The following is a 26,966-nucleotide window of genomic DNA, read 5'->3' as shown; positions in this document are numbered from 1 at the left end:
GGTCATAATGGCCTGTTTGAACAGCGGGTTGGCGCGTTGGGTGCGCTGCCGCTGGAATCTTCTTGGGATGTCGTCCGCCATGAAACTACCCCCATCTGTGGCTGCTCCGCTGGTGCTCGTCGTGGAGGATGAGCCCGGAATCGCCACCATCCTGGTCGCCTATCTGGAGCGCGATGGTTTGCGCAGCCTTTTTGCGCGCGATGGTGAGCAGGCGGTGCAGCTTTTTCGCCAACACCAGCCCGACCTGGTGCTGCTGGACATCCACCTGCCCGGCATGGACGGGGTGGATGTGCTGCGCTTTATCCGGGATCAGGGCCAGACGCCGGTGATCATGGTGACGGCGCTGGCCGATGATGTGGACAAGCTGGTCGCCCTGCGCCTGGGGGCGGATGACTATGTGGTCAAACCCTTCAACCCGGCCGAGGTGGTGGCGCGCGTGCGGGCTGTGCTGCGCCGCAGCCAGCCCAAGGCCACGGCTGCGCCGATGGCCCCCATCCGGGTGGGCGCGCTGGAGATCAATCCCGCCGAGCACAGTGCAAAGTTGTACGACCCGCAAGGCCAGGCCACACCGCTGCCGCTGACTCTGACCGAATTCCGGCTGCTGGCCTTGCTGGCCTCGCAGCCCCGGCGCTGTTTTTCACGTGCGCAGCTGATCGAGCATTGCCTTCCCGAGAGCGATGCGCTGGAGCGGGTGATCGACTCGCACCTGTCCAAGCTGCGCCGCAAATTGCAGCTGGCCGGCCAGGACGAGCTGATTGAAACCGTGCGCAGCATTGGATACCGCTTATGGGCCGGGGACTGAACCGTATCTGGGTCCGCTTTGGCTTTTGGATAGCCGCGACCCTGCTCAGCACCATCGCGCTGCTCAGCGCCTGCGCCTGGGCCTTCAATACCGTGCAGTACAACCAGTTCTACCAAAGCCTGCCTACATCGGTCCGGGTGGAACTGGACGACCTGATTGAGCGCGACCTGGACAACAGCCCGCGAGCCATGCAGATCTATGGTGAGTACTGGCGGGGCGAGGTGTTCTTTGGCGAACAGGTGTCGCTCTTCATCGGCCTGCTGGTCTGCCTGCCGTTTGGCCTGGCGATGGGCTTTTTCGTCTCGCGCTACATCACCCGGCCGCTGGCCTCGATGGTCGAGGTGGCGCAGCGGGTGGCGCATGGGGATTTCAGCTCGACACGCGTGGTCGAGGAGGGCGCGCATGGCGAGCTGAAGGAGGTGGTGCACACCTTCAATGCGATGATTGATGCGCTGCAAAAGCTCAATGCCGAGCGCCAGGCCTCGGCCGCGTCCATCTCGCATGAGCTGCGCACGCCCTTGTCGGTGCTCAAGACCCATCTGCATGCCTTGTGTGATGGCGTTATCGCGCCCAGCGAGCTGGAGTTTAGGCTGCTGTTGGCGCAGACAGAGCAACTGGGCCGCCTGATCGATGACCTGCATACCTTGGCGATGGCCGAGGCGGGCGAGATGTCGCTGCGCAAGGAGCGCTTGAGCCTGGGCGCGCTGGTGCGCGAGAGCCTGCTGGAGCTGGAACCCCAGCTGCAGCTGGCCGAAATGGCTTTGTCCCAGGTGCTGCCCAGTGATGATGCCGTCAGCACCATCCGTGCCGACCCTCTGCGCATGCGCCAGATCATCACCAACCTGGTCGGCAACGCCGTGCGCCACGCGGCCAGCGGGCACTGGCTCGAGGTGGAAGTGCGCTCCATGCGCGATGGGCAAGGGCATATCTGGATCGAGCTGCTGGTCAGCGATGCCGGCCCGGGCCTGCCGCCGGAGCTGCGCGCCCATCCCTTCAGGCGCTTTGCGATGGCACCGGGCCGGCGCAAGCGGGAGGGCTCGGGCCTCGGTCTGTCCATCGTGCAGGCGCTGACCGAGTTGCAGGGCGGGGTGGCTCAGGCCGACATATCGGCCAGAGGCGGGGCGCTGTTTCGGCTGCGGTTTGCGCCCGCCTGAGCCGCAGCAAGCGTGAAAAGAACCAAGAGAGTGGCAGGCGTTTAAAATGGCGTTTGTGCTCTGCCCTTGCAGAGCTTTTGCTATCCATGATGAAGCGGTTGCTGCCTTTGCTGCACACCGCCGCGCACCTGCTACCCCCATGCCTTCTCAAGATTCCCAAGCCATTCGCCTGTCCAAACGCCTGGCGAGCGATATCGGTTGCTCGCGCGCGGAAGCGGAGCACTACATCGATGCCGGCTTTGTCACCGTGGATGGCCAGGTGCAGGATACGCCGGGTGCGCGGGTGCTGCCAGACCAGACCGTAGCCTTGCAACCCGGCGCCCATTTGCGGCCGATCCAGCAGGTCACGCTGTTGCTGCACAAGCCCGCTGGTTACAGCTTGCGTCCGGTAGCGCCGGGGCAAAAGGGCGATAGTGCGTTAGATCTGCTGGTGCCCGCGCATCTGGCCGACGTGGATACGCCCCAGCCGATGGTGCCCGTGTCCCGCCATTTTCGCCACCAGCAGTTTGTGCTGCCCATGGCGCGTGCGGCCAGCGGTCTGGTGGTCTTCAGCCAGGATGCGCGCACCATTCGGCATCTGACGGAAGATGCGGGTCTCATCGAGCAGGAGTTCCTCGCAGAGGTGCGTGGCCAGATGATCGACGATGGCCTGGCGCTGCTGGCCAACGGCTTGTACATCGATGGTGATCGTCTGCCGCCACTCAAAGCCAGTTGGCAGAATGAAACCCATTTGCGTTTTGCGCTCAAACGCGTTTCGCCCGATTGGTTGGCTGCCATCTGTGCGGAGCTGGGATTGGAGCTGGTCGGGCTCAAGCGTTTGCGCATAGGCCGTATTTCGCTGGGCAAGCTGCCTCTGGGCCAGTGGCGCTACCTGCAAGGCTATGAGCGCTTCTGAGTTCCCCAGCCCCCAGGTGGGCGGTCAACGCGCAAACTGTCTGGGTTTTGCTATCTATTGAATAGCATTTCGTATTGACGTGCGTTGGGTTTGATGCAGGGCAAGGGCAGAGATCGCCATAGCGGCAAACCATGCCACAATAGCCCGCTGTCGGCAGACCCACATAATTTACCTGCGGCTGCCTTGATATCGCTTGGCGTAGCCCCATATAACGGTGTTTGATACAAAGGCCTGCGCTTGCGCGATGGGCCAGTGGGCGGGCAAGTCTGGCGCGTGGCGCGGCTTGCGATGGCTGCCTTTTGTGTAACTATCAGGGGTTCTATGTCACTCATTCCAGTCACCATCCTCACGGGCTTCTTGGGCTCGGGCAAAACCACGCTGCTCAAGCGCGTGCTGCATGAGTCGCACGGCATGAAGATTGCCGTGATCGAGAACGAGTTCGGCGAAGAGAATATCGACACCGACATCCTCAAGACGGAATCCAAGGAACAGATTCTGCAGATGAGCAATGGCTGCATCTGCTGCACCATCCGCGAAGACCTGCGCGAAGCGCTGCAACTGCTGGCCGCCAAGCGCCGCAAGGGCCTGGTGGATTTCGAGCGCATCGTCATCGAGACCACGGGCCTGGCCGATCCCGGCCCGGTGGCGCAAACCTTCTTCATGGATGAAGAGATCGCCGAAACCTATTTGATCGATTCGATCATCACCCTGGTGGATGCCAAGCATGCCGGCCAGCAGCTGGACACCCGCCAGGAAGCGCGTCGCCAGGTGGGCTTTGCCGACCAGATCTTCCTGTCCAAGACCGATTTGGTCAGCGATGCTGAGAAGGATGCGCTGATCCACCGCCTCAAGCATATGAACCCGCGCGCGCCGATCCGTGCCGTGCATTTTGGCGATGTGCCGCTGAAGGACGTGCTGGATCTGCGCGGCTTCAACCTGAACGCCACCTTGAACATCGACCCCGACTTCCTCAAGGAAGACGAGCATGACCACGGCCATGTCCACGATGAGAACTGCGGTCACGACCATGACCACGGCCATGTGCACGACGAGAACTGCGGGCACGAGCATGGCCATGACCACGAACATGGCGAGCACTGCAACCACCCGCACCACCACCACCATGATGACGATGTGAAGAGCTTCGTCTACCGCGCAGACAAGGCCTTTGACCCTGCCAAGCTGGAAGACTTCCTGGGCGCCATTGTGAACATTTATGGCCCGCGCATGCTGCGTTACAAGGGCGTGCTGGCGATGAAGGGCACCGACCGCAAGGTGATTTTCCAGGGCGTGCACCAGCTGATGGGCAGCGACCTGGGCCCCGAGTGGGCGGCCGATGAGCGCCGCCAGAGCAAGATGGTGTTCATTGGTATTGACCTGCCGCAGGACATCCTGCGCCAGGGTCTGGACCAGTGCGTCGTGGAAGCCTGATAGGCTGCAGGGCGCTTTCCAGAGGTAGAGCCCCGGGAAACCCCGCGTTGCATTCGGGCTGCAGTTACTTGTTGGCCCATGGCGATGGCATATACAATCGCGGCCCAAAATGCAGCAAAGCGGGCACGCGCCCAACTTCGCCGATGTGCCCGGGTCCCGCAAGGGGTTGGGGCCAGTGGATGAGGGGGCTGAGCCTGTCGGGCTTGGCACCTCTTTTGTAACGAGACGGACATCCGTCGCTTGTAAGAACGGCGCTAGCCAGTCGAGAGAACTATGCCTACCACAACGCCAACTATCCCTAAACGCGACGCCAAGCTGGCCAATGCTTGGAAGTCCAAGACGGTAGACACCCTCACTGACGCTGAGGTGCTGTCGATGCCCGATAGCGAATACATGAACGACGTCCAACTGGCGTTCTTTCGCAAGAAGCTGGTGGAGTTGAAGACCGGTATCCATATGAATGCCGATGCCACGACGGAAAACCTGCGTGAAGACACCGTGGTGGTGCCCGATCCGGCAGACCGCGCTACCATTGAGGAAGAGCATGCGCTCGTCTTGCGCACGCGTGACCGGGAGCGTAAGCTCCTGAAGAAGATCGACCAGTCGATCAGCCGCATTGATGCGGGCGACTACGGCTACTGCGACGAGACCGGCGAACCCATTGGTGTGGGCCGCCTGCTGGCACGTCCTACCGCCACGTTGTCGCTGGAAGCGCAGCAGCGTCGTGAATTGAAGCAAAAAATGTTTGGTGATTGAGGCTGAGGCAGCGCACCGGACACACAAGGGGAGGGAGTGACCATGAGTGAGGCCCATAAGCCAAACAAGGGTTTGTTGTCCAAGGTGGTGCGCTTTGTAACCAAACCCACCACACAGTGGTCGGAGCTGGACAAGACGCCGGAGCCCGAAAATCCGGAAGCGCAGTTTTCCAAGCAAGCGCTCAAGGAAATCATGGAGCGCAAACGCCGCAATGACTTTGTGCGCAAGCTGGAGTTCGACCAGTTGCGCAAGATTCGGCGCGAGGCTAACAAATCCAGCAGCGCAGGCGCCGACGGCCTGGGTGCCGCCAGTTCTGCAGCCATGCTCGAAGCTGGCGTGGCGCCAGATGCCGCAGCCGCTGGTGCAGGCAAGCACGCGCACCCGTCGCACACCATCGAGAAAATCAACCAGATCGAGCGCCAGATGTCCAAGCAGTGGTGGTCGGGCGATGCCGCCAGTGCTGCGGCTGCCGAGTCTGCGGCTGCTGGCGCTGCCGACAGCGCGCCCGCCAGTGCCCCGGCGCCCGTGGCTTCTGCGGCGGCGCCGTTGGTGGCTGAGGCGGCAGCGCCTGCTGCAGCACCGGCCGTATCGGCTGCACCGCCGCCAGCAGCAGCTGCCGCCTTGCCCGCTGCTGCCTTTGATGCGCAGGTCGAGTCGGGCCGATTCATCCACGACACCGATCTGGAAGAAGCGGCCGTGCTGTTCGCCAATGGCGATGCGGCGGGGGCCGAGGCCTCGCTGCTGGCGCTGGTGCAGCAACGCCGTGGTGATCTGATGGGGCAGCTGACGATCTGGCTGACCCTGTTTGATCTCTACCGTGCCACCGGTGACCAGACCAAGTTTGATTTTCACGCCATCGAGTTCGCCAGCAAATATGGCCGTTCCGCGCCCGTGTGGTTCTCGATGCCGCAAGAGCTGGGCGCCAAGGCGCTGCAGGTGGGTGATGGGCCTGCGGAAGAAGTGCGGTTGCTCAACTGGCAGGCGCCACCGGTGCTCAGCGTGGCGGCACTCAACGGACTTCAAGGCAACCTCAAGCGCTTTGCCCCACCCTGGACCTTGAACTGGTCGCGGGTGACCGAGGTGCGCGATGAGGTGGTCGAGCCGCTGTTGGCGCAGTTCCGCATCTGGGCAGACAGGCCTGAGGTGCGGCTGGTCTTTGTTGGCGCCGACCCTCTGCTGTCGGTGCTGGAGGCGCAAACGCCGGTGGGCGACAACGCCGTGGCCCAGGATCGCTGGTGGTTGCGTATGGCCTTTTTGCGCTTGTTGAAGCTGGAGCAGGATTTTGAAGCTGCTGCGCTCGACTATTGCATCACCTACGAGGTATCGCCGCCATCCTGGGTGCAGCCTCGGCTGGAGATGAACAGCGACAGCGCACGCTCGGGAGCGCCTGCGGCCCCCGATATGTCCATGGTGCTGGATCTGCCCGAGAGAAAACCGCTGGTGGCCGACAACCCGCAGGCCGTGCTCGAAGGCATCGTCGAAGGCGATGTCTCCCAGCGGCTGGATACCTTCACCCCGATGGTGGAGCCTGGCATGCCGTTCACAGTGCGCTGTGACCGCCTGATGCGCATCGACTTTGTTGCTGCTGGCTCGGTGCTGAACTGGGTGGCCGAGTGCCAGCAGAAGAATGCGCTGGTGCGCTTTGGCAATCTGCACCGCTTGAATGCCGTGTTCTTCAACTTGATTGGCATCAACGAGCACTCCATCGTCAACCAGCGGGAAAACTGATTTCCGTGTGCTTGCTGGCTGAAAACGCATCTTCGGATGCGTTTTTTTATGTCGGTGGCCCGCCCAACGACTTGGAAAACAGGCGCACGGCTCTATATAGGCAGAACTATGGAACAGTATCACGGCACAACCATCCTCAGCGTGCGGCGCGAAACCCCGCAAGGCATCCAGGTCGCTATCGGCGGCGACGGCCAGGTCACGCTTGGCAACATTGTGGTCAAAGGCACCGCACGCAAGGTGCGCAAGCTCTACGGAGGCAAGGTACTGGCCGGCTTTGCCGGTGCAACTGCCGATGCTTTCACCTTGTTTGAACGCTTCGAGGCCAAGCTGGACAAGCACCAGGGCCATTTGACCCGTGCCGCCATCGAGCTGACCAAGGACTGGCGCACCGACCGGGTGCTGCGCCGCCTGGAAGCCATGCTGGCTGTGGCGGACCATTCGGCCTCGCTGATCATCACCGGCAATGGCGATGTGCTGGAGCCCGAGCAGGGCATTGTGTCGATTGGATCCGGCGGTGCTTATGCGCACTCAGCGGCCAAGGCGCTGCTGAACAACACCGAGTTGTCGGCCGAAGACGTGGTGCGCAAGTCGCTGGCGATTGCTGGCGAGTTGTGCATCTACACCAATATGCACCACACCATCGAGACCCTGTAAGCGCAGCGGGCAGGCAGCCTGCATCCCTTCCTCGATTGATCGCCAACCGGATTTTTGCTCTATGTCCTCGATGACGCCCCAGGAAATCGTTTCCGAACTCGACAACCATATCGTTGGCCAGGCCAACGCCAAGCGCGCCGTCGCTATCGCGCTGCGCAACCGCTGGCGCCGCCAGCAGGTCGCCGATGGCCTGCGCCAGGAAATCACGCCCAAGAACATTCTGATGATTGGCCCCACCGGCGTCGGCAAGACCGAGATTGCGCGCCGCTTGGCCAAGCTGGCCGACGCGCCATTCATCAAGGTCGAGGCGACCAAGTTCACCGAGGTGGGCTATGTCGGCAAGGATGTGGATGCCATCATCCGTGATCTGGCCGAGGTGGCCGTCAAGCAGACCCGCGCATCGGATGTGAAAAAGCTGCGCGCCCGGGCTGAGGATGCGGCAGAGGAGCGCATTCTGGATGTGCTGCTGCCACCGGCCCGCACGGCCGAAGCGACGCCGGACACCAGCACCCGCCAAGTCTTCCGCAAGAAGCTGCGCCAAGGCGAGCTCAATGACAAGGACATCGAGATCGAGGTGGCCGAGGCCAAGCCCCAGCTGGAGATCATGGGCCCGCAAGGCATGGAAGAGATGGCCGAGCAGCTGCGCGGCATGTTCAGCCAGATGGGCCAGGAAAAGCGCAAGGTCCGCAAGCTCAAGATCAGCGAGGCGCTGCAGCTGATCACTGATGAAGAGGCTGCCAAGCTGGTAAACGAGGACGACGTCAAATCCCGTGCCATCGAAAACCTGGAGCAGAACGGCATCGTCTTCATCGACGAGATCGACAAGGTCGCCACCCGCCAGGAAACCAGCGGCAGCGATGTATCCCGCCAAGGCGTGCAGCGCGATCTGCTGCCCTTGGTGGAGGGCACCTCCGTTTCCACCAAGTACGGCATTGTCAAGACCGACCACATCCTGTTCATTGCCTCGGGCGCGTTCCACCTGGCCAAGCCCAGCGACCTGATTCCTGAGCTGCAGGGCCGCTTTCCGATCCGGGTGGAGCTGGGTTCGCTGTCGGTGCAGGATTTTGAAGCCATCCTGACGCAGACCCATGCCTCCTTGATCAAGCAGTATGAAGCGCTGCTGGCCACCGAAGGGGTGAAACTGCAGTTTGAAGCCGACGGCATCACCCGCCTTGCCCGCATTGCCTTTGATGTCAATGAGCGGACCGAGAACATTGGCGCGCGCCGCTTGGCCACGGTGATGGAGCGTTTGCTCGAAGAGATCAGTTTTGGCGCTACGAAACTGGAAGGCCAGACGCTGGTGATCGACGCTGCCTACGTGGACCAGCGCCTGGGTTCACTGAGCCAAAACGAGGATTTGTCTCGTTACATTCTCTAACGCTGATTGCGCTTTGTGGCGCAGTTTGTTGCAAGTGCCCGCCCTGGTTGGCGGGCACTTGCTTTTGGGCTGGGCACCACATGCAGACCTGTAGGACAACTTCTAGTTTTGTAACAAAAGGCCGGTAGATGCTAATCCCAGATGCTGTCCATTTTGCTAAGAGTCTGCATATAGAGGTGATTGTAAGTGCCTATCAAATAAAGAGAATTTCATAGCGTATTTTGCTTGAAGTGCGTTATAAGTTATTGATTTACTTGTATTTTCATTGCAAATCATTGTGGTGCAGTGTGGCGCGATCTGGAATTCCTGATACAGTGGGGAAAAGTGCAGTTTTGTGGGAAAAAGTGCACTTGCCTGTCCTCCGAAACCCCAACCAGAGTCCACACCGTGTTTCAAGGAGCTTCTTCACTCAGTCTTGATGCGAAAGGTCGGTTAGCGATACCGACCCGGCATCGTGACGCGCTGACGAAGCCCGGACCGACCCTCACCATTACCCGCCATCCCCATGGTTGCCTGATGATCTTCCCGCAGGACGCCTGGGCGCTTTTCAGTGCGCGCATGGCGCAGGTCAAGATGGGCGAGCAGGTGCTCAAGCGGATTTTTCTGGGCAGTGCAATGGATGTGGAAATGGATGGCACCGGCCGTGTGCTGGTGTCGCCTGAGTTGCGCGCTGCTGCCAACATCACCAAGGACGCGATCCTGATGGGGATGGGCAGCCATTTTGAATTGTGGGACAAGGCGACGTACGAGAAGCAGGAGGCGGAAGCCCTGCAGCATCTGCCGCCTGACGCCCTGGATAACTTTGCATTCTGAGGTGCATGTGGATACCAATAACTACCTGCACACCACCGTCCTGCTGAACGAAGCAGTAGACGCCTTGTTGGAGACCGGGGTCGAGAGGGGCCCGGTCTTTGTCGATGGGACCTTTGGCAGAGGTGGGCATTCCCGTCTGCTGCTGTCCAGGATGCCGGCCGAGGGCCGGCTCATTGCTTTTGACAAGGATGTGGAGGCGATTGCCGAAGCCGGCAAGATCGCCGATCCCCGTTTTTCCATTCGCCATGAGGGCTTCAGCCACATGGCGCAGCTGCCTGCCGCTTCGGTGGCGGGCGTGCTGCTGGATCTGGGGGTCAGCTCCCCGCAGATCGACAGTCCCGAGCGCGGTTTCAGTTTCCGCTTCGTCGGCCCGCTCGACATGCGCATGGACACCACCCGAGGCCAAAGCGTGGCCGAGTGGTTGCAAGAGGCGGAAACACAGCAAATAGCGGAGGTGATACGTGACTTCGGTGAAGAACGGTTTGCTGGGCCCATTGCAAAGGCGATTGTTGCGCGGCGGGAGGCTGGCTCGCCAGTCGCCACCACTGCCGATCTGGCCGAGCTCGTGGCTGGCACAGTCAAGACCCGCGAGGCTGGGCAAAACCCTGCCACGCGGACATTCCAGGCTCTTCGGATTTTCATTAACGCCGAGCTTGAAGAGCTCGAGCAGGCGCTAGAGGCGAGCCTGCGGGTGCTGGCACCTGGTGGCCGTCTGGTGGTGATCAGCTTCCACTCGTTGGAAGACCGCATCGTCAAGCAGTTCATCGCCAAGCATTCCAAAGAGGTGTACGACCGCCGTGCACCTTTCGCCGCGCCCAAGCCCATGCTGCTCAAGGCGCTGGAGCGCACCAAGCCGAGCGAAGCTGAAGTCTCTGCCAATCCTCGCTCGCGCAGCGCGGTGATGCGGGTGGCCGAGCGCACGGAGGTGGCCGCGTGATGGTCTGCTGCCTGTTCGCGCGAACCCAGAGGGGGTGGTTGTGCTGCTGCGCCTGAACATTCTGCTGCTGCTCGTGACCATGGTCAGCGCGATGGCGCTGGTGCAGTCGCAGTATGAGTCGCGCAAGCTGTTCACGGAGTTGGATCGCGCACTGGCCGAATCGCGCCAGCTGGAGACCGACCACCAGCGCCTGCAGGTGGAGAAGCGTGCCCAGGCCACACCGCTGCGCCTGGAGCAGCTGGCCCGCGAGAACTGGGGCATGCAGACGGCAACCCCGGCTGTCACCGTCTATGTGCCTGAGCCAGGCACCGGAGCGGTCGCACCATGAGCAAGGACATGCGCTACTCCACCAGCCCGCTGCTGGCCGAGCGCACGCCGATGTGGCGCAGCCGCTTCATCATGATTGGCCTGGCCCTGGCCTTTACCGGCCTGATTGGCCGCGCCGCCTATGTGCAGGTCATCGGCAATGATTTCTTTTTGCGCCAGGGCGAAGTGCGCTTTGCCCGCACGATCGAGCTGCCCGCCAACCGGGGTCGCATTCTGGACCGCAATGGTTTGATCCTGGCCTCCAGCGTGCCGGCATCCAGCATCTGGGCGATTCCCGAAGATGTGGACCAGGACGACCCGGCCATCAAGGGCAAGCTGGCCGAGATCGCCAAACTGATTGGTATGCCGAAGGCGCAGTTTGATGCCAAGCTGGCCGACGAGGACAAGTCCTTTGTCTGGATCAAGCGCCAGCTCGATTGGGACATTGGGCAAAAGATCAAGGCGCTGGATGTCAAGGGCATCTACCTGCGCAAGGAATACAAGCGCCAGTACCCCGAAGGTGAATCAGCAGCCCACGTTGTGGGCTTTACCAATGTGGAAGACCAGGGCCAGGAAGGCATGGAGCTGGCCTTCAACACCGAGCTGGGCGGCAAGGCCGGCTCGCGCCGTGTGATCAAGGACCGCCTGGGCCGCATTGTCGAGGGTGTCGGCGTCGAGACGCCGCCGCAAGAGGGCCAGGATATCCAGTTGTCCATCGACAGCAAGGTGCAGTTTTTTGCCTACCAGAAGCTGCGCGACCAGGTTGCCGCCTTCAAGGCCAAGGCCGGCAGCGTGGTGGTGATGGATGCCCACACCGGCGAAGTGCTGGCGCTGGCCAACTACCCCAGCTACGACCCGAACAACCGTTCGCGCCTGACGGGCGAGCAGTTGCGCAACCGCGCCATCACCGACACCTTCGAGCCCGGCTCGACGATGAAGCCCATCACCGTGGGCACGGCGTTGGAGCTGGGCCGGGTCAAGAACACCACCATCATCGACACCACACCCGGTCGCTATGCGATTGGCGGTTTCACCATCAGCGACACCCACAACTATGGCGCGTTGACGGTGGATGGCGTGATCCAGAAGTCCAGCAACGTCGGCGCGCTCAAGGTGGCGCAAAAGATGTCGGCGCAAGAGATGTGGAATGTGCACTCGGCGCTGGGCTACGGCCAAAAGCCGCAGATCGCTTTCCCCGGTGCGGCCAGCGGCCGTCTGCGTCCGTGGAAAACTTGGAAACCCGTCGAGCAGGCCACCATCTCCTACGGCTATGGCCTGTCGGCCTCGCTGTTCCAGATGGCGCGTTCGTACACCGTGTTCTCGAACGACGGCAATGTGATCCCGGCGACCATGCTCAAGCGCACGGGCCGCCCCGCCGGCACGCCGGTGTTCTCCAAAAAGACGGCCGAGCTGGTGCGCCACATGTTGTGGCTGGCGGCCGGCCCCGGTGGTACCGGCCAAAAGGCGCAGACCGTCGGTTACTCCATCGGTGGCAAGTCGGGCACGGCCCGCAAGCAACAAGGCCGGGGCTATGCCGCTGGCAAGTACCGCGCCTGGTTCACCGGCATTGCGCCGATTGAGAACCCGCGCATCATCGTCGCCGTGATGGTCGACGAGCCCAGCCAGGGCAGCTTTTACGGCGGCACCGTCGCCGGCCCGGTGTTCAGCGAAGTGGTGCAACAAACCCTGCGCCTGATGGGCGTGCAGCCTGATATGTCGGTCAAGCCACAGATCGTGGCCAACGATGTGGAGGAGCCGCTATGAGCGCCACCACCGTGACCACCGTCCACAGCACCGCTTCCGCTGTTGAATGGCTGCGCGAGCGCGTGGCCAGTGGAACCCTGCAGACCGACAGCCGCCAGGTGCAAGCCGGCGATGCCTTTATTGCCTGGCCCGGCGGCGTCAACGACGGCCGTGCCTATGTGGCCCAGGCGGTGCAGCGCGGTGCAGCTGCCTGCCTGGTAGAGCAAGCCGGTTTGGAGCAATTTGATCTGCAAGGCATGCCAGTCGCGGCCATGCCGGGTTTGAAGGCCGCTACCGGCCCGATCGCCAGTGCCTGGTTTGGCCAACCCAGCGAGCAGCTAGATGTGCTGGCTGTCACGGGCACCAATGGCAAGACCAGCATCAGCTGGTGGCTGGCCCAGGCGGTGAGCCACCTCTGTGAAGCTGGCGTGCTGCAACACCGGGGCTGTGCCATGGTTGGCACCCTGGGCGTCGGCATTCCGCCGCACCAGCTGGATGTGACCGGCATGACCACCCCCGATCCGGTGCTGCTGCAACGCGCATTCCGCGGCTTTGCCGATGCCGGCTACGGCGCTTGCGCGATCGAGGCCTCGTCCATCGGCATTGCCGAACACCGCTTGGCGGGCACGCGCATCCGCCTGGCTATCTTTACGAATTTCACCCAGGACCACCTGGACTACCACGGCAGCATGGATGCCTACTGGGTCGCCAAGGAGGCGCTGTTCCAATGGCCTGGCCTGCAGGCCGCCGTGGTCAATCTGGACGACGCCCGGGGCGCAGCACTGGCCGCATCGCTGGCCGGTGGCGCGCTGGATCTGTGGACCGTGTCCGTGGACAGTGCCACGAACGCCCGCTTGTCTGCCCACAACATTCGCGCTGGCGAACGTGGCCTGGTGTTTGAGGTCGTAGAGGCCGGCGCCGAAGCCGCTGCCGTCACCCTGCACAGCCAGGTAATTGGCCAGTACAACGTGCTCAACCTGTTGCAGGTGATGGCCAGCCTGCGGGTGCTGGGTGCCAGCTTGCAGCAGGCCGCAGAGGCCTGCGCCGTGCTGGCGGCAGTGCCGGGCCGCATGGAGCAAGTCACCCAAGCCGGTGCGCCGCTGGTGGCCATTGATTACGCCCACACCCCCGATGCACTGGACAAGGCCTTGCAGGCGCTGCGCCCGCTGGCTGCGCAGCGCGGTGGCAAGCTCTGGTGCGTGTTTGGTTGCGGCGGCAACCGCGATGCCGGCAAGCGCCCGTTGATGGGCCGCATCGCCCAGGCGGGTGCCGACGAAGTGGTGGTGACCAGCGACAACCCGCGCGGCGAGCAGCCCCAGGCCATCATCGACGACATTCTGCGTGGCATGACCCTGGATGCGCATTCGCAGGTGCAAGCCGACCGTGCAGCCGCCATCGAAGAGGTGGTGCTGCGCGCCGCTAGCCAGGATGTGGTGTTGCTGGCCGGCAAGGGCCATGAGGATTACCAGGAAGTGGCCGGCGTGAAGCTGCCCTTTCTCGATGCCACGCAGGCCCATGCTGCGCTGGCCAAGCGGAAAGAACGACTATGAGCATGATGACCCTGCAGCAAGCGCTGGGCTTCATTCAGCCCCTTGTCCCCCAGGCACGACTGGTGGGGGATGGGGCAGTGCCGCTGCTGCGCGTCCACTCGGATTCGCGCAGCCTGCAGGCGGGTGATTTGTTTGTGGCGCTCAAGGGCGAGCGCTTTGATGCCAACCAGTTTTTGGCGCAGGCCCAGGCCGCAGGTGCGGCGGCAGCGCTGTGCCATGCCGACCCTGCCGACGCTGGCCTGTCCGGCATTGTGGTGCCCGATACCTTGGTGGCGCTCGGCGCGCTGGCCACCGGCTGGCGCGCGCAGTTCCCGCTGCCGCTGATCGCGGTGACGGGAAGCAACGGCAAGACCACAGTGACCCAGATGCTGGCGTCCATCTTGCGCGCCCATGCCGGCGATGCCGCCTGGGCCACCCGTGGCAACTTGAACAACGAAATCGGCGTGCCGCTGACCCTGCTGGGCCTGACGGCTGCACACCGCGCCGCCGTGGTCGAGCTGGGCATGAACCACCCTGGCGAAATCGCCGTGCTGGCCGCTATGGCGCAGCCACAGGTAGCCCTGGTCAACAACGCCCAGCGGGAGCACCAGGAGTTCATGCACACGGTCGAGGCCGTGGCGCTGGAAAACGGCAGCGTGCTGTCCGCCCTGCCAGCCGATGGCGTGGCGGTATTCCCCGCTGGCGATATCTACACTCCCTTGTGGCAGAGCCTGGCCGCCGGCCGGGCGACCTGCCTGTTTGGGGAGCAAGCCGACGGCGCCCAGGCTTTTGCCAGTGATGTGCTGTGGCGCGATGGTGCCTGGCATCTGCAGCTGCAGCTGCCGGGTGGCGCTGCGCCCGTGGTACTGCAGATTGCCGGCCGCCACAACGTGCGCAATGCCTTGGCCGCCGCTGCATCGGCCTATGCCGCTGGTGTGCCGCTGGCCGCGATTGCGCAGGGCCTGTCGGATTTCGAGCCGGTCAAGGGCCGTTCGCGTGCCTTGTCGATGCCCATCGCCGGCGGCAGCCTGACGGTGGTCGATGACAGCTACAACGCCAACCCGGATTCGGTGCAGGCCGCCATCGCGGTGCTGGCCGAGCTGCCCGCAGCCCAGCTGTTGGTGCTGGGCGATATGGGCGAGGTAGGAGACCAGGGGCCCCAGTTCCATGCCGAGGCTGGCGCGCTGGCCAAGCAGCAGGGCATCGGCCAGCTGTTTACTCTGGGTGCCCAAAGCCAGTCGGCCGCTGAGGCCTTCGGCGAAGGTGCTCAGCATTTCGAGAGCATGCCTGCGTTGCAGGATGCGGTGTGCAAATTGATGCCTCAACTGGGCAGTGTGTTGGTCAAAGGTTCGCGGTTCATGAAGATGGAGCAAGTGGTGCAGGCAATGCAGTTGTGCGCAGACAAGGGGCCCAGCGCCCGTGAGGAGGCCGCATGCTGATTGTGCTCGCCAGCTGGTTGCAAAGCCTCTCGCCCGAATTCGGCTTTCTGCGCATCTTCCAGTACCTGACCTTCCGCGCCGTGATGGCCGCGATGACTGCGCTGGTCATCGGCCTGGTGGCGGGCCCCAAGGTGATCCGTACCTTGTCGGCCTTGAAGATTGGCCAGCCCATCCGCGGCTATGCGATGCAAAGCCATCTGAGCAAGAGCGGCACCCCGACCATGGGCGGCGTGCTGATTCTGTTGGCCATCACCATCTCGACCGTGCTGTGGTTTGACCTGTCCAACCGCTTTGTCTGGGTGGTGCTGATTGTGACCTGGGGCTTTGGTGCCATTGGCTGGGTTGACGACTGGCGCAAGGTGGTCAACAAAGACCCCGAAGGCATGCGCTCGCGCGAAAAGTATTTCTGGCAGTCGGTGCTGGGCCTGGCCGCTGCGCTGGCCCTGGTGTTCTGCATCTCGGAAAACACCAATGCCGAGGTCTGGAGCCTGTTCGTCAACTGGGTGCAGTCGGGCTTCTCGCTGGATCTGCCGCCCAATGCCGGCCTGATGGTGCCCTTCTTCAAGCAGGTGAACTACCCGCTGGGCGTGCTGGGCTTTGTGATCATGACCTACCTGGTCATCGTTGGCGCCAGCAATGCCGTCAACCTGACCGATGGTTTGGATGGCCTGGCCATCATGCCGGTGGTGATGGTCGGCTCCGCGCTGGGTGTGTTTGCCTATGTCACCGGCAGCGTCAATTTCTCGCGCTACCTGCTGTTCCCGCACATTGGCGGCACTGGCGAGCTGCTGATTTTCTGCTGCGCGATGACCGGCGCAGGCCTGGCTTTTCTGTGGTTCAACACCCACCCGGCCCAGGTCTTCATGGGTGATGTGGGCGCGCTGGCCCTGGGCGGCGCGCTGGGCACCATTGCCGTCATCGTGCGCCAAGAGATTGTGCTGGCCATCATGGGCGGCATCTTTGTGGCCGAGGCCGTGTCCGTGATGATGCAGGTGGTCTGGTTCAAGTACACCAAGAAGCGCTACGGCGAAGGCCGGCGCTTGCTGAAGATGGCCCCCTTGCACCACCACTTTGAGAAAAGCGGCTGGCGCGAGACCCAGGTGGTCGTGCGATTCTGGATCATCACCATGCTGTTGTGCCTGGTCGGTCTGTCTACCTTGAAGCTGCGCTAAGCACCATGACGACCGAGCACCTCCACCCCGACAACCTGCCGACGGACGCCGTGCCTGCGCCGCTGGACATGGCAGCATCGCCGCTAGCTGCAGAGCTGCCGGTTGAGGCCACCGATCCCAGCGTGGATACCGCCCCATTGGCGGATGCCGTGCCCGCCGCCGAGGCTGGCTTGCCTGCTGCCGATGATGCTGCGGTGGACGCCGCGCCTGCCGATGCGCCTGCCGACATGGCCCCGGTTCCTGATGTGTCGACCCTGACGGCGGCCAAAGATGCGGCTGCCTTTGTCGCACAGATCTTTGCCGACCCCAGTGTCTCCGATGCGGCGAGCAACGAGGTGACTGCGGTGGATGTGCAGCCGCAGGCTGAAGCCATTGTTTTTGCGCCTGTGCCCGCGAACTGGCCCCAAGGCGAGGCCAGCCAGGCCAGCCATTTGCAAGGCCAGCAGGTGCTGGTGCTGGGTCTGGGTACGTCCGGCCTGGCGATGGCGCGCTGGTGTGCACGCGGCGGCGCCGAGGTGACGGTGGCGGACACGCGCGAGGAACCGCCCCAACTGGCGCAACTGCGCAGCGAGCTGCCCGAGGTGCGTTTTGTGGCGGGCCCGTTGACGGCCGCGCTGATCGACGGCCAGCCGGTGCGCGCCGTATACCGCTCGCCCGGCTTGAGCCCCGAGACCGTGGCGCCCGTGGTGGACGCCGCGCGTGCGATTGGCCTGCCGGTCAGCGGTGAACTCGACCTGTTCAGCCTGGCGTTGCAAGCGCTGGCCGAGGGCCATGGCTATGCGCCCAAGGTGCTGGCGATCACGGGCACCAATGGCAAGACGACGGTGACGTCGTTGACGGGGCAGCTGCTGGCGCATGCCGGCATGTCCACCGCCGTGGCGGGCAATATCGGCCCGAGCCTGCTCGATACCTTGTCGCAGCATATTGATGGCGAAAGCCTGCCCCAGGCCTGGGTGCTGGAGCTGTCCAGCTTCCAGCTGGAAGATGCGCATGCCTTCAACCCGACCGCAGCGACCGTGCTCAATATCAGCCAGGACCACCTCGACTGGCATGGCAGCATGCAAGCCTATGCAGCGGCCAAGGCCAAGATTTTTGGCAGCGATGCGCTGATGGTGCTCAACCGCGATGACCCAGCGGTGATGGCCATGTTGCCGCCGCCCGTCCGGGTCAAGCTGCAGCGGCCGCAACTGCGCCCACACATCAGCTTCGGCATGGATGCGCCGAGCCAGGTGGGTGATTACGGCCTGGAGGTCATCAATGGCATGGCCTGGCTGGTGCGTGCGCAAGACGATGGCAACAGTGCCACCAACAAGCGCAACCACAGCGCGACGGACGATATGTTCATGCAGCGCCTGATGCCCGCCGATGCGCTGCGCATCCGGGGCCGCCACAACGCGATGAATGCGCTGGCCGCGCTGGCGCTGGGCCATGCGGCAGGCGCCGGTTTTGCGCCGATGCTGTTTGGCTTGCGTGAGTACAGGGGCGAGCGCCACCGGGTCGAGCCTATCGGCATCGTCAGCGATGTGGAATATTTTGACGACAGCAAGGGCACCAATGTGGGCGCCACCGTGGCCGCGCTGATGGGCCTGGGCGCCGAGCGCCGCATCGTGCTGATTCTGGGCGGCGAAGGCAAGGGCCAGGATTTTGCGCCGCTGGCTGCGCCCGTGCTGCGCTATGCGCGCGCCGTGGTGCTGATTGGCCGCGATGCGCCACTGATCGAGGCCGCACTGGCCGATACCGGTGTGCCGCTGCTGCATGCGCCCAGCATGCCCGAGGCGGTGCAATTGGCCAGCCAGAAGGCGCTGGCCGGCGATGCGGTGCTGATGTCGCCCGCCTGCGCCAGCTTTGACATGTTCAAGAACTACGGCCACCGCGCCGAAGTGTTCTGCCAAGCGGTGGCCGAGTTGGCCGAAGAGCGCGGCAGCAGCCTGGAGGTGCAGCCATGAGCGCCGACACCGGACTGCGCAACAGGTTCTCGGGCTGGTTCAAACCGGCCGGGGAAAAGCCTGTCGATATTCTGCCGGTGCGTGTGGGCGGCAATGAATACCGCCAAACCCCATCGAGCGCTACCAATATCTTTGGTGCCGACCAGGTGCTCATCTGGCTGGTCGTCGCCATTCTGTCCTGGGGCATCGTCATGGTGTTCTCGGCCTCCATCGCGATGCCGGACAACCCGCGTTTTGGCAAGATCGCCCATTACTACTTCTTCCAGCGCCACCTGCTGAGCGTCGGCCTGGGCTTTGTGGCCGCGGTGCTGACCTTCCAGATTCCCATGCGGGTCTGGGAGCACTGGGCGCCCTGGCTGTTCATCGTCTCCATCCTGCTGCTGATTGCGGTGCTGATTCCACATGTGGGCACGGTCGTCAATGGCGCGCGCCGCTGGCTGTCCTTGGGCATCATGAACTTCCAGCCCTCCGAGCTGGCCAAGGTCGCGGTGATCATGTATGCCGCCGACTACATGGTGCGCAAGATGGACGTCAAGGAACGCTTCTTCCGCGCCGTGCTGCCGATGGGCCTGGCCGTGGGTATCGTCGGCGCGCTGCTGCTGGCCGAGCCTGATATGGGCGCCTTCATGGTGATCGCCGTGATCGCCATGGGCATCTTGTTCCTGGGCGGCGTCAATGCGCGCATGTTCTTCCTGATCGCCTTAGTGCTGGTGGCAGCCTTTGCGCTGATCGTGATGACCTCCGAATGGCGCCGCGAGCGGATTTTTGCCTACCTCGACCCCTGGAGCGAAAAGCATGCGCTGGGCAAGGGCTACCAGCTCTCGCATTCGCTGATTGCCATTGGCCGGGGGGAGATATTTGGCGTGGGGCTGGGCGGCAGCGTCGAGAAGCTGCATTGGCTGCCCGAGGCGCATACCGACTTTTTGCTGGCCGTGATTGGCGAGGAGCTGGGCCTCGTCGGCATCATTGCGCTCTTGGGTCTGTTCTTCTTCATGATCCGCCGCATTGTCGAGATTGGCCGCCAGGCCATCCGCATGGACCGCATCTTCTCCGGCTTGGTTGCGCAGGGCATTGCGATCTGGCTGGGCTTCCAGACCTTTATCAATGCCGGTGTGAACCTGGGCGCCTTGCCTACCAAGGGGCTGACCTTGCCGCTGATGAGTTTCGGGGGCTCGGCCATCTTGATGAACCTGGTGGCCATTGCCATCGTGCTGCGCATCGATTGTGAAAACAAGGCCATGGGTGCCGGGGGGGCGCGGTCATGAGCGGCAAGACGGCACTGATCATGGCCGGCGGCACCGGCGGCCATATCTTCCCCGGCCTGGCGGTGGCGCAGGAGCTGCGCAGCCGTGGCTGGACCGTCCACTGGCTGGGCGCGCCCGACAGCATGGAAGAGCGCCTGGTACCGCCCCAAGGCTTTGTGCTAGAACGGGTGGCGTTCTCGGGCGTGCGTGGCAAGGGCCTGCGCTCCTTGGTAGGCATGCCGCTGCGTCTGCTCAAGGCCTTGCAGCAGGCGCGCGCCGTGCTGCGCAAGATCCGCCCCGATGTGGTTGTCGGCATGGGTGGCTATATCACCGTGCCGGGTGGCTTGGCAGCCAAGCTGGCGGGTGTGCCCATCGTGCTGCATGAGCAGAACTCGGTGCCGGGTATGGCCAACAAACTGCTGGCCCGCATGGCCCAGCGTGTGTTCAGCGCTTTCCCGAATGCGATTGCCGGTGGCCAGTGGGTGGGCAATCCGCTGCGCGCCGAGTTCCTGCAGCAGCCCGAACCGGCACAGCGCTTTGCCGGCCGCAGCGGCCCGCTGCAGCTGCTGGTGGTGGGCGGTAGCCTGGGTGCCAAGGCCTTGAACGAGGTGGTGCCCAAGGCGCTGGCGCTGATGGCGCCCGAGACCCGCCCCGTGGTCACCCACCAAAGCGGCGCCAAGCAGATCGATGCGCTGCAGGCCAACTATGCAGCCGCTGGCGTGCAAGCCAGCCTGACGCCCTTTATCGACGATGCCGCCCAAGCCTATGCGCAGGCGGATGTCATCGTTTGTCGCGCCGGTGCCAGCACGGTGACCGAGCTGGCAGCGGTGGGCGCGGCGGCGGTGTTTGTGCCTTTTCCGGCGGCGGTGGACGACCACCAGACGGCCAATGCCCGATTTTTGGTAGATGCCGGCGCCGGCTGGTTGGTGCAACAAAGCGCTTTGACCCCGGAGAGCCTGGCGCAAAGGCTAGAGAAACTACAGCGCTCCAGCTTGCTGGACGCGGCGCAAAAGGCAAAGAAGATGCAGAAATTGGAAGCTGCCCAAGTGGTGGCGGATGCTTGCGAGGAGCTGGCACGATGAAACACGCCATCCAACGCATTCACTTTGTAGGTATTGGCGGTGCCGGCATGAGCGGCATTGCCGAAGTGCTGCACAACCTGGGCTATGTGGTCTCGGGCTCGGACCTGTCGGACAGCAGCACCATGGCGCATCTGCGCGATGTGGGCATCACCACCTTTGTGGGCCATGAGGCGGCGCATATCGCCAACGCCCAGGCGCTGGTGACGTCGACAGCGGTGCAGGCCGACAACCCCGAGGTGCTGGCCGCCCGGGCCATGGGCATTCCCGTGGTGCCGCGCGCCTTGATGCTGGCCGAGCTGATGCGCCTGCGCAAAGGCATTGCGATTGCCGGCACCCACGGCAAGACGACGACCACCAGCCTGGTGACCAGCGTGCTGGCCGAGGCGGGGCTGGACCCCACCTTTGTGATTGGCGGCAAGCTCAACAGCGCCGGCGCCAATGCGCGCCTGGGCAGTGGCGATTACATCGTGGTCGAGGCGGACGAGTCCGATGCCTCGTTCCTGAACCTGCTGCCGGTGATGGCGGTGGTGACCAATATCGATGCCGACCACATGGAGACCTATGGCCATGATTTTGGCCGGCTCAAGACGGCTTTTGTCGATTTTCTCAACCGCATGCCCTTCTATGGCAATGCGGTGGTCTGCATCGACAGCCCGGCCGTTGCCGAGATTGTGGAGCGCGTCGCCTGCCAGGTGACGACGTATGGCCTGAGCGAAAGCGCCCAGATCCGCGCGGTGAACCTGCAGGCCGACAACGGCCAGATGCGCTTTACCGTGCAGCGCCGCCTGGCCCAGGCCTTGCCCGATCTGGATCTGGTGCTGAACCTGCCCGGCGAGCACAACGTGCTCAATGCGCTGGCGGTGGTGGGTGTGGCGGCTGCTATCGGCATTGACGATGCGGCACTGCAAAACGCGCTGCAAGGTTTCAAGGGCGTGGGTCGTCGTTTTCAGCGTTATGGCCAGGCGCAGCTGCCCAATGGCGGCGAGTTCACGGTTATTGACGATTACGGCCATCACCCTGTCGAAATGGCTGCCACCATTGCGGCCGCGCGCGGTGCCTTTCCGGGCCGCCGGCTGGTGCTGGCCTTCCAGCCCCACCGCTACTCCCGCACGCGGGATTGTTTTGAAGACTTTGTGCCCGTGCTGGGCAGTGCCGACGCGGTGCTGCTGGCCGAGGTGTACGCCGCTGGCGAGGCGCCAATTGTGGCCGCTGATAGCCGGGCGCTGGCCCGCGCGGTGCGCGTAGCCGGCAAGGTGGAGCCGGTGTTTGTCGAGCAGATTGCCAGCCTGCCCCAGCAGATTGTGGACCAGGCACAAGACGGCGATGTGCTGCTGTGCATGGGCGCGGGATCGATTGGTGCAGTGGCTGCACAGGTGATGGCATTGGCATTGGGCCAGCAAGAGCGAGTGGCGCCCCAGGGGAGCGCGGTATGACTGAAACCATGAAAAATATTGATGTGAAGGCCTTGGGCAAGGTCGCGGTGCTGATGGGCGGTAGCTCGGCAGAGCGCGAGGTGTCGCTGATGTCCGGCAAGGGCGTGCTCGCTGCGCTGCTGTCCAAGGGGGTGGACGCGCACGCGTTTGACCCCTCCGAGCAGGACATGGGTGAGCTGCGCAAGCAGGGCTTTGCGCGCTGCTTTATCGCCTTGCATGGCCGCCATGGCGAAGATGGCACGGTGCAGGGCGCGCTGGAGCTGCTGGGCATTCCCTACACCGGCCCCGGCGTGATGGCATCGAGCATTGCGATGGACAAGATCATGACCAAGCGCATCTGGCGCTTTGAAGGCCTGTCCACCCCCGAGTGGCGCATGGCCGCCAGCGAGCAGGACACGCGCGATGCGCTGGCCGCGCTGGGCGCGCCGATGATCGTCAAGCCCGCACGCGAGGGCTCGACCATCGGCCTGTCCAAGATCAGCAGCCCCGAGGAATGCGCCCAGGCCTATGTACTGGCCTCCCGCTACGACCCTGAGGTGCTCTGCGAACAGTTCATCGAGGGCGTGGAAACGACTTGCGCCGTGCTGGGCCAGGGCCGCGGCGCCCAGGCGCTGCCGGTGATCAAGATCGTCGCGCCAGAAGGTAACTACGACTACCAGAACAAGTACTTCACCGACACCACCCAGTATTTCTGCCCCAGCGAGCTGCCGGCCGAAATGGAAGCGGCGATTCGCGATCTGGCGGAAAAGGCTTTCCGTACCCTGGGCTGCCGGGGCTGGTCACGTGCCGATGTGATGGTGCGCGCCTCAGACCAGCAACTGTTCCTGCTGGAGATCAATACCTCGCCGGGCATGACCAGCCATTCGCTGGTGCCCATGGCAGCGCGTGCCACCGGCATGAGCTACGAAGACCTGTGCTTGCACCTGGTGGTCAACGCATCGACCGATGCGGCCCAAGGCGCGGAGCTGTAAGACAAGGAGATGCGATCCATGGAGCAGACCATGCCAGTCCCCTTCGACGTCAAGCTGATGAACATGCTGGCCACGGCATTGTTCCTCGGCTGCGGCGCGTTGCTGGTACTGGCAGCGGCGCGCTGGGCCATTCACCACCCGGCGCTGAGCATTGCGCGCATCGTGGTGCAGGGCGAGATGGAGCACAACAGTGCGGTGTCGTTGCAGGCCAATGTGATGCCGTCGTTGAAGGGCAACTTCTTCACGATGGACCTGGACGAAACCCGCCGCATTTTTGAACAGGCGCCCTGGGTGCGCCAGGCCAGCATCAAGCGCGAGTTTCCCCATACCCTGGCGGTGACGATCACCGAGCAGGATGCGGCCGCCATTTGGGGTGCCGAGGGTGAATCGCGTTTGCTCAACAGCGACGGCCAGATGTTCGAGGGCGATTCCACCGACCCGGATCTGCTGCATCTGCCGCACCTCTCCGGCCCGGCCGGGCGCTCGCAGGAGGTGCTGGCCATGTTCCGCGCGCTGTCCCCCATTTACGCCAAGCTCGACAACGCACTGGTGACCTTGGCCGAATCAAACAGCGGCAGCTGGAAGGCGACCTTGCAGTCCGGCGCAGTCATCGAGATGGGGCAAGGGCGTGAGGACGCGCTGAGCGAGCGGGTGCGTAAATTTGTTGAATCTTTGCCTGAAGTCACCGGTACCTACAGACGCAGCGTGGCATCGCTGATGTCGGCGGATCTGCGCCATGCCGGTGGCTACGCGGTGCGTATGCAAGGGGTGACCACGGGCACCTCGGCATCGGGCCGGGCACCAGTCAAGAAATAAAACACAGAGATGCGAAACATGAACCATACCAATCACTTGATCAGCGAGGGCAACTGACTATGGCGCGAGATAGCAAAGACGTTGTGGTCGGTCTGGACATCGGCACCGCCAAGATCATGGTGGTCGTGGCCGAGGTGCTGGGCAATGGCGAGCTGAAGCTGGCGGGCCTGGGTGTGGCACCCAGCAATGGGCTCAAGCGCGGTGTGGTGGTGAACATCGATGCGACGGTGCAGAGCATTCAGCAGGCGCTCAAAGAGGCCGAGCTGATGGCTGATTTGAACATTCAGCGGGTCTACACCGGCATCACCGGCAGCCATATCCGGGGCATCAATTCCAGCGGCATGGTGGCGGTGAAGGACAAGGAAGTCTCGGCTGCCGATGTGGCGCGGGTGCTGGACACCGCCAAGGCGATTAACATCCCCTCCGACCAGCGTTTGCTGCTGGTGGAGCCGCAGGAGTTTGCCATCGACGGTCAGGATGTGCGCGAGCCCATCGGCATGAGCGGCCTGCGCCTGGAGTCCAAGATCCACATCGTGACCGGTGCGCAAAGCGCCGCCGAAAACATCATCAAATGCGTGCGCCGCTGTGGTCTGGAGGTAGAGCAGCTGCTGCTCAACCCGCTGGCCTCCAGCCAGGCGGTGCTGACCGATGACGAGCGCGAGCTGGGTGTCTGCGTGGTCGATATCGGCGCCGGCACCACCGATGTGTCGATCTTCACCGGTGGCGCGATCCGCCATACGGCGGTGATTCCGATTGCCGGTGACCTGATTACCAGCGACATCGCGATGGCCTTGCGCACGCCCACCAAGGACGCCGAGGACATCAAGGTGGAGAGCGGCTGCGCCAAGCAACTGCTGGCCGATCCGGATTCGCAGGTGGATGTGCCCGGTCTGGGTGACCGGGGCCCGCGTCTGTTGAGCAAGCAGGCGCTGGCGGGTGTGATCGAGCCGCGCGTCGAAGAGATTTTCTCGCTGGTGCAGCAAGTCATCCGCGAGTCTGGTTATGAGGAGGTGCTGTCGTCGGGCATTGTGCTCACCGGCGGCAGCGCGGTGATGCCGGGCATGGTGGAGCTGGGGGAAGACATCTTCCTCAAGCCTGTACGCCGCGGCATTCCCAAGTATTCCGGCACCCTGGCCGAGATGGTGGCGCAGCCCCGTGCTGCCACCGTCATGGGCCTGCTGGAAGAGGCACGCATGGCACGCATGCGTGGCTACAAGGTGGCCCAGAAGTCCGGTTCGGTGAAATCGGCATTTGGGCGTTTGAAAGACTTTATTGTGGGGAACTTTTAACCATGCATGACACCACTTGTTGGCTGGCGCAAAGCGGCCCTTCAAGGCTCAAAGGGTTTGACCCTTGGAGACCCAAAGGGCCACCAGGCAACCAATGTTCATTAAAGAGTGAATTATCCGTAGACCATTTTTTCCAAATTGACGCGAGAGCGAGAGGAGCAGGCAATGACCATCGAAATGTATGAAGGCAACACATTCAACCAAGGCACCCAGATCAAGGTGATCGGCGTCGGTGGCGGTGGCGGCAATGCGGTCGAACACATGATCGCCAACAGCGTGCAGGGTGTCGAATTCATTTCGGCCAACACCGATGCGCAAGCGCTGGAGCGTTGCCATGCCCACCGCGTGATCCAGCTGGGTGAAACCGGCCTGGGCGCGGGCAGCAAGCCTGAGAACGGCCGCGAGGCTGCCGAATCCGCGATCGAAGACATCCGCGCTGCGATCGTGGGCTCGCACATGCTGTTCATCACCGCCGGCATGGGTGGTGGTACCGGCACCGGCGCTGCACCGGTGATCGCTCGCGTCGCCAAGGAAATGGGCATCCTGACGGTGGGCGTGGTAACCAAGCCTTTCGAATGGGAAGGCAAGCGCCGCATGTCCAACGCTGACGGCGGCCTGAGCGAGCTTGAAGCCAATGTGGATTCGCTGATTGTGGTGCTCAACGAGAAGCTGCTCGATGTGCTGGGCGATGACATCACCCAGGACCAGGCGTTTGCACATGCCAACGATGTGCTGAAGAACGCGGTCGGCGGCATCTCCGAGATCATCAACGACCACGGCTACATCAACGTCGACTTTGCCGACGTGAAGACCGTGATGAGCGAGCCCGGCAAGGCGATGATGGGTACGGCCACGGCCAGCGGCCCGGACCGTGCACGCATCGCTGCGGAACAAGCGGTTGCTTGCCCGCTGCTGGAAGGCATCGATCTGTCGGGCGCCAAGGGCATCCTGGTGCTGGTGACTGCGACCAAGGGCAGCCTGAAGCTGGCCGAATCGCGCCAGGCCATGAGCACTATCAATGCCTACGCTTCGCCAGAGTCGCACGTCATCTTCGGCGCGGCCTATGACGAAACCCTGGGCGAAGAAATCCGCGTGACCGTGCTGGCCACCGGCCTGTCGCGTCCTGTGGCCAAGCGCCAGCCGATCTCGGTCATCCAGGGCAGCGCGGGTCTGCGTACCGGCACCGACGACATCGCCTACACGCCGCAATCGGTGAACAGCCCCGTCTCGGGTCTGGGTGTGCAAAACGCTGTGCCGATGGGCAATGCCTTTGCCAACGACTTTGCCGACAAGAAGACCCCATCGGTCTGGCGCACGGGCCGCAATGCAGCCTCTGCCCGCGTCGATGCGATGTCGTCCAGCGGCATGGAAGACCTGGAGATCCCGGCCTTCCTGCGCAAGCAGGCGGACTGATCGCCTTGCAGGCCCTCTGTAAGCCCGTCGGTCCT

At 63.3% G+C, this 26,966-nt stretch carries 23 protein-coding genes; all 23 read left to right on the top strand.

Going from position 1 to position 26,966, the window contains the following annotated elements; all coding sequences use genetic code 11:
- Nucleotides 1–79 precede the first annotated feature (79 nt).
- The gene (locus HS961_RS21940) at nucleotides 80–802 is read left to right on the top strand and encodes a response regulator (protein ID WP_412101615.1); all 723 of its coding nucleotides are present in this window, start codon (nucleotides 80–82) and stop codon (nucleotides 800–802) included.
- Entirely contained in the window at nucleotides 787–1,956 is a 1,170-nt protein-coding gene (locus HS961_RS21935) for a sensor histidine kinase (RefSeq protein WP_182325550.1), read from the top strand. The genes HS961_RS21940 and HS961_RS21935 overlap by 16 nt, the downstream gene beginning before the upstream one ends.
- A 139-nt stretch (nucleotides 1,957–2,095) precedes the next feature.
- A complete protein-coding gene (locus HS961_RS21930; RefSeq protein WP_182325549.1) occupies nucleotides 2,096–2,851 on the top strand; it encodes an RNA pseudouridine synthase in 756 nt (251 codons plus the stop codon).
- A 321-nt stretch (nucleotides 2,852–3,172) separates the two neighbouring features.
- A complete protein-coding gene (locus HS961_RS21925; RefSeq protein WP_182325548.1) occupies nucleotides 3,173–4,282 on the top strand; it encodes a CobW family GTP-binding protein in 1,110 nt (369 codons plus the stop codon).
- Between the two features lie 273 nt (nucleotides 4,283–4,555).
- A complete protein-coding gene (dksA, locus tag HS961_RS21920; RefSeq protein ID WP_182325547.1) occupies nucleotides 4,556–5,038 on the top strand; it encodes an RNA polymerase-binding protein DksA in 483 nt (160 codons plus the stop codon).
- Nucleotides 5,039–5,080: 42 nt separating this feature from the next.
- On the top strand, nucleotides 5,081–6,766 hold the full coding sequence (locus HS961_RS21915) for a hypothetical protein (RefSeq protein ID WP_182325546.1): 1,686 nt from the start codon (nucleotides 5,081–5,083) through the stop codon (nucleotides 6,764–6,766).
- A 108-nt stretch (nucleotides 6,767–6,874) separates the two neighbouring features.
- Nucleotides 6,875–7,420, top strand: coding sequence for an ATP-dependent protease subunit HslV (hslV, locus tag HS961_RS21910; protein WP_182325545.1), 546 nt, complete (start codon nucleotides 6,875–6,877; stop codon nucleotides 7,418–7,420).
- A 61-nt stretch (nucleotides 7,421–7,481) separates the two neighbouring features.
- On the top strand, nucleotides 7,482–8,798 hold the full coding sequence (gene hslU, locus HS961_RS21905; RefSeq protein ID WP_182325544.1) for an ATP-dependent protease ATPase subunit HslU: 1,317 nt from the start codon (nucleotides 7,482–7,484) through the stop codon (nucleotides 8,796–8,798).
- 387 nt (nucleotides 8,799–9,185) lie between these two features.
- Nucleotides 9,186–9,611 (top strand): division/cell wall cluster transcriptional repressor MraZ, encoded by a 426-nt coding sequence (gene mraZ, locus HS961_RS21900; RefSeq protein ID WP_182325543.1) that lies wholly within the window; start codon nucleotides 9,186–9,188, stop codon nucleotides 9,609–9,611.
- 7 nt (nucleotides 9,612–9,618) lie between these two features.
- Nucleotides 9,619–10,548 (top strand): 16S rRNA (cytosine(1402)-N(4))-methyltransferase RsmH, encoded by a 930-nt coding sequence (gene rsmH, locus HS961_RS21895; protein ID WP_238347697.1) that lies wholly within the window; start codon nucleotides 9,619–9,621, stop codon nucleotides 10,546–10,548.
- 43 nt (nucleotides 10,549–10,591) lie between these two features.
- Nucleotides 10,592–10,876 (top strand): cell division protein FtsL, encoded by a 285-nt coding sequence (gene ftsL / locus HS961_RS21890; protein WP_182328374.1) that lies wholly within the window; start codon nucleotides 10,592–10,594, stop codon nucleotides 10,874–10,876.
- On the top strand, nucleotides 10,873–12,618 hold the full coding sequence (locus HS961_RS21885; protein ID WP_182325542.1) for a peptidoglycan D,D-transpeptidase FtsI family protein: 1,746 nt from the start codon (nucleotides 10,873–10,875) through the stop codon (nucleotides 12,616–12,618). Before ftsL ends, HS961_RS21885 begins: the two co-directional genes overlap by 4 nt.
- A complete protein-coding gene (locus tag HS961_RS21880) occupies nucleotides 12,615–14,147 on the top strand; it encodes a UDP-N-acetylmuramoyl-L-alanyl-D-glutamate--2,6-diaminopimelate ligase (RefSeq protein WP_182325541.1) in 1,533 nt (510 codons plus the stop codon). The genes HS961_RS21885 and HS961_RS21880 overlap by 4 nt, the downstream gene beginning before the upstream one ends.
- A gap of 2 nt (nucleotides 14,148–14,149) precedes the next feature.
- A complete protein-coding gene (locus HS961_RS21875) occupies nucleotides 14,150–15,565 on the top strand; it encodes a UDP-N-acetylmuramoyl-tripeptide--D-alanyl-D-alanine ligase (RefSeq protein WP_182328373.1) in 1,416 nt (471 codons plus the stop codon).
- Nucleotides 15,559–16,737 carry a phospho-N-acetylmuramoyl-pentapeptide-transferase gene (gene mraY, locus HS961_RS21870; protein ID WP_182325540.1) on the top strand — a complete coding sequence of 393 codons (1,179 nt, stop codon included), beginning with the start codon at nucleotides 15,559–15,561 and terminating at the stop codon, nucleotides 16,735–16,737. Before HS961_RS21875 ends, mraY begins: the two co-directional genes overlap by 7 nt.
- A 5-nt stretch (nucleotides 16,738–16,742) precedes the next feature.
- A complete protein-coding gene (gene murD, locus HS961_RS21865; RefSeq protein WP_182325539.1) occupies nucleotides 16,743–18,683 on the top strand; it encodes a UDP-N-acetylmuramoyl-L-alanine--D-glutamate ligase in 1,941 nt (646 codons plus the stop codon).
- A complete protein-coding gene (gene ftsW, locus HS961_RS21860; RefSeq protein WP_182325538.1) occupies nucleotides 18,680–19,948 on the top strand; it encodes a putative lipid II flippase FtsW in 1,269 nt (422 codons plus the stop codon). The genes murD and ftsW overlap by 4 nt, the downstream gene beginning before the upstream one ends.
- Nucleotides 19,945–21,009 carry an undecaprenyldiphospho-muramoylpentapeptide beta-N-acetylglucosaminyltransferase gene (murG, locus tag HS961_RS21855; RefSeq protein ID WP_182325537.1) on the top strand — a complete coding sequence of 355 codons (1,065 nt, stop codon included), beginning with the start codon at nucleotides 19,945–19,947 and terminating at the stop codon, nucleotides 21,007–21,009. Before ftsW ends, murG begins: the two co-directional genes overlap by 4 nt.
- Nucleotides 21,006–22,442, top strand: coding sequence for a UDP-N-acetylmuramate--L-alanine ligase (gene murC, locus HS961_RS21850; RefSeq protein ID WP_182325536.1), 1,437 nt, complete (start codon nucleotides 21,006–21,008; stop codon nucleotides 22,440–22,442). Before murG ends, murC begins: the two co-directional genes overlap by 4 nt.
- Nucleotides 22,439–23,413, top strand: a complete 975-nt coding sequence (locus tag HS961_RS21845; RefSeq protein WP_412101614.1) for a D-alanine--D-alanine ligase — start codon at nucleotides 22,439–22,441, stop codon at nucleotides 23,411–23,413. Before murC ends, HS961_RS21845 begins: the two co-directional genes overlap by 4 nt.
- Before the next feature lie 30 nt (nucleotides 23,414–23,443).
- A complete protein-coding gene (locus tag HS961_RS21840) occupies nucleotides 23,444–24,229 on the top strand; it encodes a cell division protein FtsQ/DivIB (protein ID WP_182325534.1) in 786 nt (261 codons plus the stop codon).
- Between the two features lie 59 nt (nucleotides 24,230–24,288).
- On the top strand, nucleotides 24,289–25,518 hold the full coding sequence (gene ftsA, locus HS961_RS21835) for a cell division protein FtsA (protein WP_182325533.1): 1,230 nt from the start codon (nucleotides 24,289–24,291) through the stop codon (nucleotides 25,516–25,518).
- A gap of 165 nt (nucleotides 25,519–25,683) precedes the next feature.
- Nucleotides 25,684–26,931 carry a cell division protein FtsZ gene (gene ftsZ, locus HS961_RS21830; protein ID WP_182325532.1) on the top strand — a complete coding sequence of 416 codons (1,248 nt, stop codon included), beginning with the start codon at nucleotides 25,684–25,686 and terminating at the stop codon, nucleotides 26,929–26,931.
- Nucleotides 26,932–26,966: the final 35 nt, after the last annotated feature.

The sequence above is a fragment of the Comamonas piscis genome, assembly GCF_014109725.1.
GTDB lineage: Bacteria > Pseudomonadota > Gammaproteobacteria > Burkholderiales > Burkholderiaceae_C > Comamonas > Comamonas piscis.
The sequence above is the reverse complement of the archived record's forward strand: the minus strand, read 5'-3'. Positions and strand labels throughout refer to the sequence as shown.